The sequence below is a fragment of the Sulfurimonas sp. genome (assembly GCF_023229025.1).
Classification (GTDB): Bacteria; Campylobacterota; Campylobacteria; order Campylobacterales; family Sulfurimonadaceae; genus Sulfurimonas.
The window spans coordinates 40,831-56,890 of sequence record NZ_JALOAA010000002.1; the positions used below are offsets into that span (position 1 = coordinate 40,831).

Genomic DNA, 16,060 nt, shown 5'->3' on the forward strand with positions numbered 1-16,060 from the left:
GTACACTAAAATGATGACTCAGGCTTTTTATACAGGGATAAATGGAATTAAAACGCATCAATATGGAATTGATGTAATTTCGGATAATTTATCAAATATAAACACGGTTGGATTTCGTGAATATACGACAGAGTTTTCATCACTTTTTGAAAATGCTCTTGTCACATCTGCGGCGTCTTCAAGTGTAAATAGCAGTATTGGAATAGGTACAAAGCTAAACGCAGTTACCATGAGCCAGAGCAAAGGCTCTATGCAGCTAAGCGATAGAAGTACGGATTTAGCAATCTTTGGTGACGGCTGGTTTGGAATTCAAGCAGAAGGGGAGCCGCTCTATACTCGCAACGGCTCTTTTGTGTTTGATAAAGATAGAGATTTGGTTACCAATGACGGTTATTATGTTTTGGGGACTATGGGGAGCAATATCAACAATGGAGTGTTGAGTGAGCAGTTAGCAGAGGTAGAGCTTGGAGATGTAAACGCGCAGGAGAAACTACGTTTTCCGGATGAGCTGCTCTTCCCGCCCCAAGCAACAACTGAGGCAAATTTTTATGGTAATTTAGGTGCAGGGGATGAGATAGAAGTTATAAGTTCTGAAATTATTGATGCACAAGGTGTTAGAAATAATTTAAGACTTGAGTTTACAAAAAGTGTTCCTCAGCTCTCCCCTGGAAGTCAGTGGGATATAGTCGCTACGGTTGAGAATCTTAAAGGTACAGAAATTTATAGTACAAGCAACGGCGTTGCAAGCTTTGATGATACGGGGGCATTGATATCATCAACACTAACATCAATAGACAATAACGGAACAAATGTAGCAATTAATCTTGGCAGTGGATATGAGGGTGTTATGTCTTTAGGAGATACTTTTAGCGGCTCTAGTTCTTCAAACGGTCTTGTCGGCGGTAGTCTTATTGGGTACGATATAAATAAAAATGCAGATGTAATCGCTACTTTTTCTAACGGCATGCAGAGTGCCGTTGGAAAAATTGGAGTATTTCATTTTCAAAATGACAGAGGACTTGAACGTCAAGGCAGCTCAAGATTTTCAGAGTCTCAAAACAGCGGTAGACCAATATTTTTTCAAGATGAAAACGGTAAAAATATTATAGGAACCGATATTTCAAACTTTAAACTTGAGGGCTCTAATGTTGATATTACGGCCGGTCTTACAGAAATTATAATTATGCAAAGATCATACGATGCAAACTCAAAATCAATAACAACGGCAGACGAGATGTTACAAAAAGCCTTAAGCATGGATGCTTAATAAAGTTGGAACATAAAATGCTATTTTATTTACAATAATAGTTTACCTGTTAAAAAAGGGTAAGTGTTGCCAATAGGGCTTCTTTAACACAATAAGATTTTTTCTTGAGAGTGTTATAAATGAATAATAAGGATTTAAAATGTTAAAATCACTTTTTTCCGGTGTATCCGGACTACAGTCACATCAAGTTGCGATGGACGTAGAATCAAATAATATTGCAAACGTAAATACCATAGGTTTTAAATATTCACGTGCGAACTTTTCTGATCTTCTTGCTCAGACACAAGCAATTGCAACTGCTCCTCAAGGTGAATTGGGTGGTAAAAATCCGGTACAGGTAGGTCTTGGTGCAAGTGCTAGTTCAGTAACTAAGATTTTTGCGCAGGGCTCTGTTCAAAATTCTGATAAAAATACAGACGTTGCTATTCAAGGGGATGGTTTTTTCATAGTCTCTCCCGATGGCGGTAACACATACAAGTATACACGATCAGGTGACTTTAAGTTTGATGCCGGTGGAAATTTTGTTGATAACAACGGTTTTATAGTTCAAGGATGGCTTAGAGATCCAGTGACAGGCAAAGTTGATGCGACAGCACCTATTACGGATATAAATATACCACCGGGGCTTACTACTCCCGCATCTCCAACACAAAATGTCGTTGTTAAGGCAAACCTAAACTCAGGACCTAGAGTTGAGAACTTTTCACCTGCTTACGAAGTTCCTGCAGGTCCTCCGCCGGCACTCCCTACTCCACCTGCTCTTGATGAGAATGGAAACCCAATAGAGTCCGGCGATATGGGTGTTATGTTTAATGACTCGGGAGAGGCGTTTAATCTTCAAACAAATCAAGGTATTTGGGCATCATTTGTGAACTCAACAACAACATCAAGTGTGGCAGTTCCAGGTGGTGGAGCCGAGTTAGATATTACATTTGAATTAGATGACGGTACTACAAAACAGATTACAACAACCGGTGGTCTTGCAACAAACACGGCAGATGAAGATGGTGCAAGATATGTCTCGGCAATTAATGCTCAGACATCTGTAACAGGCATAAGTGCCGCATACGATACCGTAACCGATACAATAACACTAACAAACTCAAACTCAAATGCAAACGCTTCGCATAATATTAGAATAAGCGCCGTTGGAGGTGGAGATGGTAGTGGATTCGTTGTTGGAGATTCAGTTACTACGGCATATAGATATCAGTATGATCCTACTGTATCTACAACAGTAGCCGGAAGTGATAAGAAATTTACTACAATAGCAGATCTCCGTGAGGCTCTTGAGACTCAAGCAAATGCAGACGGTGGTGGTGCAACAAGTAATGTTGAAGTAAAAGTAAATGAGCAAGGTAAGATTGAGTTGTCAAATCCTGGTGGAAGTGCAAACGATTATGATATTAATCTGTCAATTACAGGGATGAATGCAAGTAGTGTTGTAGGCGGTGGAATAACCGAAAATACAAGATTTACAAGAAACATGGAAGCATTAAACTCAACTCTTCCTTCTGGAAGTACGGCAACGGCGTTTTCTCAAGGTTTTAATGCGGCAACACACTCATCTAGTATAGATATTTTTGACTCATTAGGATCAAAACATACTCTTAGAACGGAGTTTAGAAAAGTTTCGGTAGACGCTTCAACAGGAAGTACTTGGAATTTAAAGATAAGTGTTCCTGAGCCTGCTACTATTGACTCAATTGCGCCGTATAATGAAAAGACCGGTTTTGTAAGATTTAATAGTGATGGTTCACTATCTACATATAACCCGCCAAATGTCTCTTTTACAGCAAATAACGGCTCGGCTGCAAATCAGCAAGTTGCAATCGACCTTGGTACTTCCAACGGTTTTGATGGCATGACTAGTTTTGATTCTGCTTCATCAACCTCAGGAATAAGTCAGGATGGTTTTACGGGTGGAGATTTAGTCGGTATTAGAATTGATCAAAGCGGTACGTTAGTCGGCTCATTTAGCAATGGACGCTCTTTTGGATTGGCACAAATCGGTATGGCAAAGTTTACAAACAATGAAGGTCTCTCTACTGAGGGTGGAAATGTTTTTATACAGACTGCGAACTCCGGAGACCCAATCATAGGTACGGCAGCAACGGCAGGGCGTGGTTTTATGCAAGCTGCGGCACTTGAGGCTTCAAACGTTGACTTGTCTCGCTCTTTGACACAGCTTATAATCATTCAAAGAGGTTATCAGGCAAATGGTAAAACAATTACCACTTCAGACACTCTTCTTGAGACACTTATCGGGTTAAAGCGATAAGTTTTAAATCTATTTTGTTATAATTCCTTCTGCTTTTTTAAAGCAAGCTTTAGCCGCGAAAGCGGCGTTTAGCGTTTTAAATTTAATGAAAATCAAGGAATTATCATGCGTTTTTCTGCTCCCCTAAAATCAAATTCAAAAAAAATTATGCTCCTTGGTTCAGGCGAACTCGGTAAAGAAGTAGCCATAGAAGCCCAAAGACTAGGTCTTGAGGTCATTGCCGTGGACAGATACCAAAATGCGCCTGCTCATCATGTAGCTCACCGTTCATATGTTGTAAATATGCAGGATAAAAACGCAGTATTAGAGATTATTTATCGTGAAAAACCCGACTATATTCTTCCGGAGATAGAGGCTATAAGCATTGATGCTCTTTTTGCAGCAGAAGATAAAGGGTATAACGTTATTCCAAACGCAAGTGCAGTTAGTAAGACTATGAATAGAAAAAATATTCGCACGTTTGCGGCAGAGACACTTGGACTTAAAACCGGTTCATATGAGTTTGTTACTACAAAAGATGGACTAAAAAGAGCAGCACAAAATATGGGTTTTCCATGTATAATCAAACCTGTTATGAGTAGTTCAGGTCATGGTCAAAGTGTCGCTAAGAGCATAGAGGATATTGATGCTTCATGGGAGATTGCAAAAGAGGCACGCGGGGATGCAAGCGAGCTTATTGTTGAAGCGTTTGTCGATTTTGACTATGAGATAACAATGCTAACTGTAAGAAACGGAGAGGAGACGGTTTTTTGTGAGCCGATAGGCCATGAGCAAAGAGACGGCGACTACATATTTTCATGGCAACCTATGCAGATGAGCTCCTTGGCAAAAGAGCGCTCGCAGGATATGGCTAAGAAAATTACGGATGGTCTTGGAGGTCGCGGTCTTTTTGGGGTGGAACTTTTTATAAAAGATGATGAGGTCTATTTCTCTGAAGTGTCGCCACGCCCGCATGATACCGGAATGGTAACATTAATCACACAGTCTCAAAGCGAGTTTGCACTTCACTTGCGTGCTATTTTAGGACTCCCCTTAGGGTTTACATTTTATGGGGCGGGTGCTAGTGCCGCATTTAAATCAGAAGTTCATAGCTATGCTCCTGTTATAAGTGTGGACGATAGCCTATTTAGCGATAATAGTTTTGTTAGAATTTTTTCAAAACCCGAAGCTCATAAAGGCAGAAGATTAGCCGTAGCGCTTGTTTTTGATGAAGCAGAAAAAGCACTAGAAAAATCAAGAGAGTTGATTGAAAGTATTAAGGATAGCTAGATGAAGATTGTTATACTTGACGCACTAACATTTGGGGATACATCTCTTAGTGGGTTTTTTGAGCTAGGAGATGTCGATATTTTTCAGACAACTTCGCCCGAGCAGACGCAAGAACGTGTAATCGGCGCTGATGTTATAGTTACTAACAAAGTCATTATAACAGATGCTCACATCTCAAACACCTCCTCTTTAAAACTTATCTGCGTTGCAGCAACCGGTATGAACAATGTAGATATAGAGGCTGCAAACAAAAGAGATATTTTAGTAAAAAATGTCTCCGGATACTCAACTGACTCTGTAATACAACACACCTTCTCTATGCTCTTTTATCTCGTAGGACACTCTAGATACTATGATGAGTATGTAAAAGAGGGTTCTTATGCAAAAAGTGCTATTTTCACTGATGTCTCACATCCATTTTTTGAGATTAAAGGTAAAAAATGGGGAGTAATTGGATTAGGAACGATAGGCAGAGGGGTTGCAGAGATAGCATCTGCTTTTGGGGCAGATGTATGCTACTTCTCAACAAGCGGTAAAAATCACAATCATGATTATCAACATGTAGAGCTTGATGAGATGCTTAAGAGTTGCCATATAATCTCTATACACGCACCGTTAAATGATAAAACTCTTAATCTGTTAGATTATGAAGAGTTGTTAATGTGTAGAGACGGGGCTGTAGTTTTAAATCTTGGGCGCGGCGGTATAATCAACGAAGAGGCAGTTGCAAAAGTAATTGATGAGAAAAATATCTCTTTTGGACTGGATGTTCTTAGCCGTGAGCCGATGGAGGAGAACCATCCGCTTTTGAGTGTGAAAAACGGAGATAATCTCTATATAACACCGCATATTGCATGGACAAGTATTGAAGCCAGAGATAAGCTTATCGCGGGTGTGATAGAGAATATTAAATCATTAAAAAGCAGATAACATAGCGGAGCTCACTCTTTTTTTATCCGCTTTTTTAGCTGCGACGATACTGCCTTTTAGTTCAGAGGTTGTACTTGTTGCTGCTCTCTCAAGCGGTATGCCTGAGTTAAATGCACTTTTATCTGCCTCAAGCGGAAATATTCTTGCTATCGTTTTAAACTACTTTTTAGGCTATTTGCTTTACGAAAAAACAAAAACAAAACTTCTCTCATCTAAAACAGGAGTAAAAGCATACGGCTATGGACATATATACGGCTACTACGCACTTCTGCTTTCATGGTTGCCAATTATCGGCGACCCGCTAACACTTGTTGCGGGAGTTGTTAGACTCAAGTTTGTTTGGTTTGTTTTAATTGCCGGGAGTTTAAGGATAGCAAGGTACTACTTTTTGACTCTTGTGGTATAATTTACTACCTTTAAAAAATCGGTAATATTATGAAATATCTGTTTACTTTTTTACTCTTTTTTGTCTCTATACATGCAGAACAAAAATCTCTAGAAAAAGTCTCCTTACAGCTACAGTGGCTTGATCAGTTTCAGTTTGCAGGATACTATATGGCAAAAGAGAAAGGGTTTTATGAAGATGCCGGTTTTGATGTAGATATAAAAAAATTTACTCATGAGACTGATGCGCTTGGTGATGTCTTAAGTGCAAAAACAACTTATGCCATAGGTCGGTCAAGTCTTATTTTATACTATGCACAAGGAAAAAGTATATCCCTGCTTAGTGCTGCCTTTCAATCCTCCCCACTTGTACTTATAGCACTTGGCTCCTCCGGTATTAACAGCGTAAAAGATTTTAAAGACAAAACTATAATGTCTACTCATGATGCAATTGAGACGGCTTCAATTTACGCCATGATAAATGCAAGCAAAACAAATCAAGAGAGGATAAAGCTTAAAAAACACACTTTTGATATAGAGGAGCTTATAGACAAAAGAGTTGACCTTTATGTTGGTTATATATCAAACGAACCCTATATACTAGAACAAAGGGCGCTACAGTACAAGCTCTTTTCCCCAAGGGATAAAGGTTTTGATTTTTACAGCGATATACTTTTTACATCACAAGAAAATGCAGATAAGAATCCTCAATCTGTAGCAAGGTTTAAAAAAGCATCTATAAGAGGTTGGGAGTACGCTTTTAACAATATTGAGGAGGCTGTTAATATTATATATACAAAGTATAACGCCAAAAACAAAACAAGAGATGCTTTGATGTTTGAGGCACAGGAGTTAAAAAAGCTTGCATATGTAAACGGTATAGATTTTGGAACCATAGAGAGAAATAAAATAGAGAGAATTTTGGACGTATATAAAGTTATAGGTCTTACGGAAACGGACGTAAATCTAGATAATCTTATATTTAGCAACAAAGAGAAGTTTTTAAACAAAGAGGATGTGAACTACTTAAAACAAAAGGGGGAGATAAGTGTCTGCATGGATCTCTCTTTTCTTCCTTACGGTGCTATTAGGGATGGAGAAGTCGTTGGAATAGCTTCAGATGTTTTAGGTTTAACAAAAGAGAGCATAACAATCCCATACAAGTTTGTAATAACCCAAAACCGTAAAGACTCTTTAAAAAGGGTAAAAGAGAGAAAGTGCGACATGCTCCCTATGGCACTACATTCGCTAAAGCAAGATGGAGTAAGGTACACAACACCGTATCACCACGAACATCTAGTCGTTGTAACAAGCAAAGAGCAGAGTTATATTCTTGATATCAATTTAGTTTTAGATAAAGAGTTTGCGGTAGTTAAAGATAGAGCATTTATAGAGGATTTAAAAAGGAGACACCCAAGCATTAAGCTAAATTATGTGGACTCTTTAAAAGATGGGTTTATTGCAGTAGAGAAAAAAAAGTACTACGGTTTTATAGATGAGTTTGTAACGATTGCTTATAGTTTTAAAAATAAACCAAATGGGCATCTCAAGGTTTCAGGACAGCTCGATGAGAGCATAGATATGGGGTTTGGTGTAAGAGATGATGACATTATGCTCTTTAACATTTTTGAAAAATTATCAAACAAGATAACAGACTCGGATATGCGCAGGATTTATAATGAGTGGGTATCGGTAAACTATATACAAAAAATAAAATTTAAATATTTAAAAGAGATTATATTTTTAGCACTTATTATAATCTTTATATTTTTCTATCGTCAGCATATTTTAAAGAAAAAAAATAGCGAGCTTGAGGGGCTTAAGGATGAACTCCTTGAGCTAAATCAAACACTTGAGCTTAAGATAGACGATGCGGTTAATGAGATGCAAAAAAAAGATACCTATTTGCTTCATAAATCTCGATTAGCGCAAATCGGAGAGACGGTAAGCATGATTGGACATCAATGGAAACAGCCTCTTAGCACAATATCGGCACTTAATATATCAATAATAATGGCAATAGAGCTTGAGCAGTATGATCTCTCAGATGAAAAACATAGAGAGGAGTTTTTAGATTTTTTAGAGAAGAAATTGAAAAAAATTGAACTCAACACTAACAACATGGGTCAAATAATTTCTGACTTTAGTGACTTTTACAAACCAAACAAGCATAAAGAAGAGTGTACTTTAAATGATCCTGTATTTCAGGTCTACTGGCTACTTGAAGGTAGTTTAGCATCAGAAGAGATAGATCTTTTTTTAGAGCTTGCTTCCATGAATAGAGTTAAACTCTTTAAAAATGAGTTTGTGCAGGTTTTGGTAAATATTATAAATAATGCAAGAGATCAGTATAGGGAAAAAGAGATAGCCGATGCACAAATCTGTATAAAGAGCTATGATAGAGGAGATGTCGCAATTATGGAGATAAGTGATAATGCGGGTGGTATAGATGAGGAGATAATAGATAGAATCTTTGATCCATACTTCTCAACAAAGTTTGATAAGAACGGTACAGGATTGGGGCTACATATGTCAAAAAGTATTATTAAGCAGCACCGTGACGGTAAGCTCTATGCTGAAAATATACAAAATGGAGTAAAATTTACAATTGAGATAAGCAAAAGTGAGGAAGAGAATGAAAAATAGAGTAATAATCATAGGAGCCGGAGGGGCTGGGCTTGTTGCCGCACTAAATGCACATGAAAACGGTGCAGAAGTAACGATAATAACAAAAGAGTATCCGACAAGAAGTCAAACATGTATGGCTCAAGGCGGAATTAATGCTGTTTTATCAGATAAAGAAGGTGATAGCGTAGAGGTGCATGTTCAAAATACACTTAAATCTGCAAACGGTTTAGCAGATGAGAGGGCAGTTAGACACATGTGCCAAGAAGCGCCAAAAGCTGTAACATGGCTTGATAGTATCGGCGTGCCCTTTAGCAGAACGGCAGAGTCTGGTATTGCACAAAGAAAACTGGGCGGTGCGTATGCTCCAAGAGCATGCTATGCTCAGGACTATACGGGATTAAAAATTCTTCATACTCTCTACGACAGAGTTCTAGGCGCAAAGATAGAGATTTTAAACGAGAGGCATCTTCTGGAGTTTATAACAGAGCTTGACGAGAGTGGCAAAAAGTATGTCTGCGGGGTAAGTCTGCTAAATAAAAGAAGCGGCGAAATAGAGATACATGATGCCTCAAGCGTGGTTGTAGCAACCGGCGGATATAGCAGAGTCTATCATAACTACTCTACAAACTCTGTATCTTCAAGCGGCGATGGAGTAGCTGCAGCATTAAGAGCAGGAGCAAGAGTGAGTGACATGGAGTTTGTACAGTTTCATCCAACGGCACTCAAAGAGTCCTCTATCCTCATCTCAGAGAGTGCTAGGGGCGCAGGTGGACATCTCTTGAACTCAAAGGGAGAGAGGTTTGTTGATGAACTTCTTCCACGTGATGAGGTCTCAAAAGCTATCCATGATGAGATTGCAAAAGGCGAAGAGATTTATCTTGATATTCGTCATTTAGGAGCAGAGTTTATACAAAGAGAGCTTCCGCAGGAGGCAAAACTTGCAAAACTTTATGAAAATATAGATCCTGCCGTAGATTTGATTCCGATAAAGCCCGCCGCTCACTACACAATGGGTGGAATAGAAGTTGACGAGAACTCTTCAACATGTGTTAAAGGACTTTTTGCCGTGGGAGAGTGTGCTAATCACAAAGTCCATGGAGCAAACAGACTTGGAGGAAACTCTCTTTTAGAGCTTGTAGTATTTGGCAGACAAGCAGGAGTAAGTGCCGCTAAATATGCCGATAGTTTTAAAAAGCATACGGATATATCAGGGCATAAGAGCATTTTTGAAAAAGAGATTGATGAGATAAAAAGATATACAAATAAGATAAATTTTTATAAAGAGCATGAGAGGTTAGGAGAGCTGTTTTATAAAAACGTGGGGATAAAGAGGCAAAAAGACTCAATGCTAAGAGTATTAGAGATGTTAAGAGAGATGAAAAGTACTCTACCTCAGATGGGAGTAAGCGATAAAACAAAAGAGTACAACACAAACCTTACGGAGTTTTTGGAGTTTAAAAATATGCTCCAAATTGGAGAGCTTATCTTGCTAAGTGCTATAAATAGAGATGAGAGCAGAGGGGCACACTTTAGAATAGATGCTCCAGCGGTCGATGAAAAATATAGAGCACACACTATTATAAGTATAGATGGAGAAATCAGTTATGAAAATTAATATAAAAAGAGATAGCGTCGTAGAGTATGAAGTCCAGATGCAAGACAAAACCCTCTTAGAGGTACTAAACGAGATAAAAAGCAACCAAGACCCCTCTCTTGCATACAGCAGCGGATGCAGAAGCAGTGTTTGTGGAAGTTGCGCAGTTAGAGTTAACGGCAGAGAGGTTTTGTCATGCTCATACCATGTAAAAGATGGTGATTTGGTAGAGCCGCTAAATAATACTCCCATATTACGCGATCTTGTTGTAGATATGGATAAGGCGTATAGCTTCAATACAAAGGCAAAGGCATGGCAGAGTTTGCCGGTAGATAATGTTTCTCTCTCAATTGATAATCAGAAGATAAACGAGCTTCAAAGCGACTGCATACTGTGCGGCTCCTGTTATAGCGTCTGCCCAGTATATGCGGTAAATAGTGAATTTTTAGGACCGTTTTCACTAACAAGAGTGTGGCGATATGTTAGTGACAAAAGAGAGGCAAATCCAAAAGAGAAAATAGATGCTATTCAGGCAAACGGAGTTTGGGATTGTACGCTGTGCAATGAATGTACCCTTGTATGTCCACAAGAGATATCAAGTAAGGCAGATATAGAGAAATTAAGAGCAAAAAGTAGTGTGTTTGGTTACATGGACCCTAGTTTTAGCAGTTTTGGCAGTAGTTTTGGTGATGGAAGCCCCATTTTTTAGAATAACTAACACACTTTAAAAATATGTTATAATCTAAACATCATGTTATAAAAGGTTTTAAAAATGGCAAAAGAGCACTCGTTTGATATAAGCGCAAAGATTGATATGCAAAACTTTAAAAATGCTATAAATTTAGTGGATAGAGAGGTCGCTAACCGTTACGATTTTAAAGGAACTCCTTATGAGATTAACTACAAAGAGAAGGATAAGCTTTTAGTGCTTGTCGCTTCTAGCGATAACAAACTCGATGCGCTAAAGGATATAGTTATAGCAAAACTTTTAAAACAAAATCTCTCTTCAAAAGTTATAGAAGAGCTAAAGGTTGAAGACTCTAGCGGTAGCAATAGAAAAGCAACTTTTAAGATAGTTGACTACATTGAGTCAAAAGAGGCTAAAAAAATTACCGCAGAGATAAAAAAACTAAAACTTAAAGTCACTGCTCAAATAGAGGGAGATTCCATCAGAGTCAAAGGGGCTAAACTAGACGATTTACAAAAAGTAATCAAAGAGATTAAAGCTCAAGAGTGGGAAGCTCCTCTTGTGTTTGAAAACATGAGATAGAGGAGATTTCTAGATGCTAAAACTAACAATTTCAGATGCCGCCGAGAAGCTTGGTGTCTCAAAAGAGGCGATACATAATCGTATAAGGAGAGGCTCTTTGCAGAGTGTAGTAGAAAACGGGGTAAAGTTTGTCATGTTAAGCCAGCAGAGTAGTAGTGGGGTAAAAGCAACAAAGCAAAGCGACAAAAAAATAGCTGCTCATACAGATGAGAGATACTATAAGTTCCTAGAGGAGCAAAATAGCAAACTTCAGCAAAAAGTAGAGACTCTTCAAAACGAGACAAGAAGCCTAAGAGATCAAAAAGAGCAGATGCTTATAAAAGAGAGAGAGAAAATTGAGCAGATTTATAAAGAAAAAGATGAACAGCTAAAAAACATAATAAATGCAATCTCCTCAAAATTTATCTTAAATGCTCCGGATGAATCATTTGAGGCAGAGATAGAGCATATAGAAAAAGATGAACCGGTTGATGAGAGAAGGCTGACATCTCTTAGTAAATATCTAAAAAGTAGAGATTTCTCAAAGAAGAAGAGGATAAAGATTAAAGAGGAGTTTAAAAGCAGAGCAAAAGATGACTCTAGAGTTATAGTCGTAGGTAAAAAGTACTATATTGATTTGAAAAAATATGATTATAGTGATTTTTCACTCTAAGATACTCTCTTTTTAGAGCTGTTCTTAAGACTTTTGAGGGTAAAATTGCAATCTTAAACGGACAGCTGGCCGAGTGGTCGAAGGCGCTCGCCTGGAACGCGGGTATAGAGCAATCTATCTAGGGTTCGAATCCCTAGCTGTCCACCACACTACTAAATATCACCTATAATAATTTATAAACAATCAGTTTTTATAATTATAAGCTTTTAGCTCATCAGAAGTGTAGCCCATTAAAGGGTTGATTTTATCATATATCGTATCAATATTATCACTATTGTCAAAACCGTGAGCTAAGGCAAATTTTAGAAGATACTCTTTCTCACTGCTATAAATTTTTTCATCAAGAAAAAATGAATTGGGAACGTTGAATTTTTTCATGGCTTCTTGCTTCATGCTAAAGAGTTGCTCAACTGATGCCTCAACAAGACCTAACTCCTCTATTTTTTCTTGATATTGCTTACATTCTTGGGAATTTTTGTACTCATTAGTTCCAACTCTTTTAATCTCTTTATCTATATTTTTCATGTACTTATTTTTATCTTGAGAAATAATAAACATGCTTATAATAACAAGCGCCGATGAGACGGTTATTAATATTATCAACATTTCCATATTATAGTTTTCCTTTTTTAAATTTTAAAGATTATATCATCTGTATATGTGGTATTTAGTTAACAGAGTATTGTTTTAATAGGATTTATTTTTTGTTGGGTATAATAAAGAAAAAAAGTAGCAGTAGTGGAAACAGAATTTATTATAAAAGCTATTATCGGACTGATTTTAATTCTGGCTGTTTTAATATTTTTACTTTTTTTAGAGCCAAACAGAGATCTAAAGAGAGAGAAAAAGTTATCCCCTGTAGCAGAAGCAAAAAAAGATGATAAAGAGAAGCAAAAAGAAGAGATTCCGAAAATAAATACGGACTTATTTTATCTGGTTAATATTATAAAAAACAAAAGCTCTAGTGCAAAAGTTCTTTCAGAAGCGCTAGAGCTTGTTATAAAGCATCATGGAAAGGTTCACAAAAAATTGGGGCTAAGACCTCATCCTGACTTTGATATATATATAGACATTCTCTTTACTATATGTAGGCACCCAAATGCAAACAAAGATATGATTATAACCTTTGATAGAGACCTAGAGAAGTTAAACCCAGAGTATAAACAGGAGATAAACGAAGCAATAGCCAAAGGATTAAACTCCAGAGGATTTTAAGGCAGCTCTATTGACTCGGTAACTTCCCCTTGTATAATGTGAATATCTTTCTCTTTTAACGACTCAAGTGTATCCAAGTCGCTCACACCAACAGCTATTAAGGATATACCAACGCTGTCTGTAATTAATCTCAAAGATGAGATTGATTGAGTACTTTGAGTTAAGAAGTAGCTAGCCTCAGCTTTTATATAAGATGGTCTTAGCTCTTGGAGGTATTGATAGTCGTCACTCTCCCCGATAAATTCAAACACCCCTATATCTATCCCGTATCTTCTAAAAAGCTCTATATACGCTCTAATCTCTTTTGAGTCTTGGCGTACAAGCTTATCGGGAAGTTCTATAATAAGTTTAAACGGCAACATCGCTGCATTAGCGCGAAGAAGCTCATTTATATTACTGTAGGTATCTTTCTCTTGGAGATACTCTTGCGGAAGCCTTAAGGAGTAGATAGACGCACTAAGAAGAGCAAGGGAGTTATTAAAAAGCATATGTACAATTTTTTTGTAAATCTCAGAACTTAAGCCTGATTGGATTGCCGGTGCCATAAATTGAGCATAACTATAAGAGCTATTTTTATCAAGTATAAGATGTATACTAAGTACGTTATGGGTTAGTTTCTCTTTTTTAGTGTCAATAACACTCCAAGAGACAAAGCTAAATCTTTCTTTATCAATCGCTTTGTTGATAAGAAGTCTCCAAGCCTCTTTTCCCATTACCTCAATTACACTATTTGCCTTCTCTATGTGTATATGTTCGTGTTTAAACTTTGCCTGTGCAAGTGCATTGTCTGAACGTGAAAAGAGCTCGGCTATGCTATCTTTATGGTTATACTCATATATTCCTATACTAACAAAGGTCTCGTTTTGCTCAAGGCCTGCCGAATCAATTGCGTTAAAACAGTGTTTTTGTATGTTTTTTGCAAGTTCAACTGCATCGCTACTTGAACAGTCCGGAAGCAGTAGGCAAAACTCCGTACCGTTAATTCTAGCTACTACAGGCTCTTTCATGCCTTTTGTATTTTTTTTGAAAATATCTGCAACGGCTAGAAAAAGGTTATCTACATTTTTATGACCTATTTTCTCGTTGGCTTCTATGATTCCGTCAAATGCAATAATCATGCTAATCCCGCCTTTATACGAAGCGTCAATCTTTAAGAAAGAGGGAAGTTTGTCGATAAGGTATTTACGATTTTTAAGTTGAGTATTCTCATCAATATACTCAAGCTCCTTGTGAACCTTTAGCTCTTGATTTCCTTTGTCAAACATAGATTTTACTTTTGCAACCATGTTGTTCATTCCAATTACAACATCAGCTAACTCTTTTGTGTATGGAATATTATCTTGAATAATAAATTCGTTTCTAGTAATTGCCGCTGCTTGTTTTTGAACATCTTTTAGTGGTTTTAAAACAGCATGGAGTAGGAGATTAAGAGCCACAAGAGAAAAAATAGTAATAACTGCAAAGGAGATAAGAAGGTCTGTTAAGATTGCGTATAGCTGTTTGTAGGCATATGTTGAGTCACTCTGTATGCTTAATATCCCCACTTGACTCCAACCTGCAGATACATTTGAGAATGCAACAGGTGCCTTTAGGCTTATGAGTTCTTTAAACCACTGAGGAACAGCAGTAATATCGCTCTCTAAGACTCTTTCATAAAGAGGGTTGCTCTCAACATCGACAAGGGTTATTTTACGGTAGTTTCCACTGTCAAAATTAGCATTTATCATAGTTGACATCATGGATATATCACCGTTTGCACTTCCAAGCGAGAGACTAAGTAAAGTTGCGTTGTTTTTTGCATCCTCATAGAGTCTCTCTTGAACACCTTTGTTGGCACTTTGGAAATTCAGCACCAAAACAGTTGATAATATGGTAAGTAAAAATAGTGACAGCATCAAAGCTATCTGTTTATAGAGCGTCATATCTTCTTCCTTTGCATGTTGAGTTTTAGTTCATCCCACTTTTTGTGGGATTTTTTATTTGTTTTGTCTGCTTTATCGAGGATTTCTCCGTTAAAGTTATAGATTGGGGTTAAATCTTCTCTTTGTGAGGCAGGAAATATCTTGAGGTTAATGTTATCTAATATAAGCGGTTCGCTTTTTGGAGTCTCAAAGTATGTCAAAACCATATGCGGTTCTTTAAATTTTGTAGAGCGAACATATGTAAAGAAGAGCTTTTTGTAATCTACCCCTAGGTACTTAAGAGCAAAATATTTACTTATAACATAATCTTCACAGTCGCCTCTATCTTTGCCTAAAAACTCCCATGGAGTCGCCCAGTAGTCACTTTTACCGTATGTTTTCATATCGCTTGCATATCTTACTTCATTAAAAAAATTATTTACAGCTTCAAGTTTTTCCAAGTCGCTCTTATCTGCAACGCTATCTAGCATCTCTTGAAGAAGCAAAAATCTTCTTTTAGCGTATATTTTGTACTTTTCATCAATTTTACTAAGTAATGAATCTTCCACATAGGGCTTCTTCTCAGAAGTTATGCCTATAAAAAACAGTGATAATATTAAAAGCACTTTTAGTTTAAACATAGAGTGATTATATCCAAAAAATTCTGAT

General features: G+C 37.4%; 14 protein-coding genes and 1 tRNA gene. 12 read left to right on the plus strand and 3 right to left on the minus strand.

What is annotated here, in order from left to right; genetic code table 11:
• Positions 1-10: 10 nt before the first annotated feature.
• The 11 genes from M0Q20_RS00975 (at position 11) to M0Q20_RS01025 (ending at position 12,422) form a co-directional block, all read left to right on the plus strand.
• Positions 11-1,267 (plus strand): flagellar hook protein FlgE, encoded by a 1,257-nt coding sequence (locus M0Q20_RS00975; protein ID WP_295057801.1) that lies wholly within the window; start codon positions 11-13, stop codon positions 1,265-1,267.
• Positions 1,268-1,406: 139 nt separating this feature from the next.
• A complete protein-coding gene (gene flgE, locus M0Q20_RS00980; protein WP_295057802.1) occupies positions 1,407-3,548 on the plus strand; it encodes a flagellar hook protein FlgE in 2,142 nt (713 codons plus the stop codon).
• A 105-nt stretch (positions 3,549-3,653) separates the two neighbouring features.
• The gene (purT, locus tag M0Q20_RS00985) at positions 3,654-4,817 is read left to right on the plus strand and encodes a formate-dependent phosphoribosylglycinamide formyltransferase (protein WP_295057805.1); all 1,164 of its coding nucleotides are present in this window, start codon (positions 3,654-3,656) and stop codon (positions 4,815-4,817) included.
• Positions 4,818-5,747 (plus strand): D-2-hydroxyacid dehydrogenase, encoded by a 930-nt coding sequence (locus tag M0Q20_RS00990; protein ID WP_295057808.1) that lies wholly within the window; start codon positions 4,818-4,820, stop codon positions 5,745-5,747.
• 97 nt (positions 5,748-5,844) lie between these two features.
• Complete coding sequence (locus M0Q20_RS00995; RefSeq protein ID WP_295057811.1) at positions 5,845-6,153, plus strand: DedA family protein; 309 nt, start codon at positions 5,845-5,847, stop codon at positions 6,151-6,153.
• 29 nt (positions 6,154-6,182) lie between these two features.
• Positions 6,183-8,777: an ABC transporter substrate-binding protein gene (locus M0Q20_RS01000; protein ID WP_295057814.1), complete on the plus strand. Its 2,595-nt coding sequence runs from the start codon at positions 6,183-6,185 to the stop codon at positions 8,775-8,777.
• Positions 8,767-10,374 (plus strand): FAD-dependent oxidoreductase, encoded by a 1,608-nt coding sequence (locus M0Q20_RS01005; protein WP_295057817.1) that lies wholly within the window; start codon positions 8,767-8,769, stop codon positions 10,372-10,374. The genes M0Q20_RS01000 and M0Q20_RS01005 overlap by 11 nt, the downstream gene beginning before the upstream one ends.
• A complete protein-coding gene (locus tag M0Q20_RS01010; RefSeq protein WP_295057820.1) occupies positions 10,364-11,062 on the plus strand; it encodes a 2Fe-2S iron-sulfur cluster-binding protein in 699 nt (232 codons plus the stop codon). The genes M0Q20_RS01005 and M0Q20_RS01010 overlap by 11 nt, the downstream gene beginning before the upstream one ends.
• 63 nt (positions 11,063-11,125) lie before the next feature.
• Positions 11,126-11,623, plus strand: coding sequence for a YajQ family cyclic di-GMP-binding protein (locus tag M0Q20_RS01015; RefSeq protein ID WP_295057823.1), 498 nt, complete (start codon positions 11,126-11,128; stop codon positions 11,621-11,623).
• A gap of 13 nt (positions 11,624-11,636) precedes the next feature.
• Positions 11,637-12,275, plus strand: a complete 639-nt coding sequence (locus M0Q20_RS01020) for a DNA-binding protein (protein WP_295057826.1) — start codon at positions 11,637-11,639, stop codon at positions 12,273-12,275.
• A 59-nt stretch (positions 12,276-12,334) separates the two neighbouring features.
• Positions 12,335-12,422, plus strand: a tRNA-Ser gene (locus M0Q20_RS01025).
• 36 nt (positions 12,423-12,458) lie between these two features.
• Here M0Q20_RS01025 and M0Q20_RS01030 read toward each other — a convergent pair.
• Complete coding sequence (locus M0Q20_RS01030; RefSeq protein ID WP_295057829.1) at positions 12,459-12,887, minus strand: hypothetical protein; 429 nt, start codon at positions 12,885-12,887, stop codon at positions 12,459-12,461.
• Positions 12,888-13,013: 126 nt separating this feature from the next.
• Between M0Q20_RS01030 and M0Q20_RS01035 the strand changes: the two genes are divergently transcribed.
• Positions 13,014-13,490 (plus strand): hypothetical protein, encoded by a 477-nt coding sequence (locus M0Q20_RS01035; protein ID WP_295057832.1) that lies wholly within the window; start codon positions 13,014-13,016, stop codon positions 13,488-13,490.
• Here the strand turns inward: M0Q20_RS01035 and M0Q20_RS01040 are convergent.
• Together M0Q20_RS01040 and M0Q20_RS01045 are read right to left on the minus strand one after the other, a co-directional pair.
• Positions 13,487-15,412 (minus strand): LapD/MoxY N-terminal periplasmic domain-containing protein, encoded by a 1,926-nt coding sequence (locus M0Q20_RS01040; RefSeq protein ID WP_295057835.1) that lies wholly within the window; start codon positions 15,410-15,412, stop codon positions 13,487-13,489. The two genes, M0Q20_RS01035 and M0Q20_RS01040, sit on opposite strands and share 4 nt — an antisense overlap.
• The gene (locus tag M0Q20_RS01045) at positions 15,409-16,032 is read right to left on the minus strand and encodes a transglutaminase-like cysteine peptidase (RefSeq protein ID WP_295057838.1); all 624 of its coding nucleotides are present in this window, start codon (positions 16,030-16,032) and stop codon (positions 15,409-15,411) included. Before M0Q20_RS01045 ends, M0Q20_RS01040 begins: the two co-directional genes overlap by 4 nt.
• Positions 16,033-16,060 lie beyond the last annotated feature (28 nt).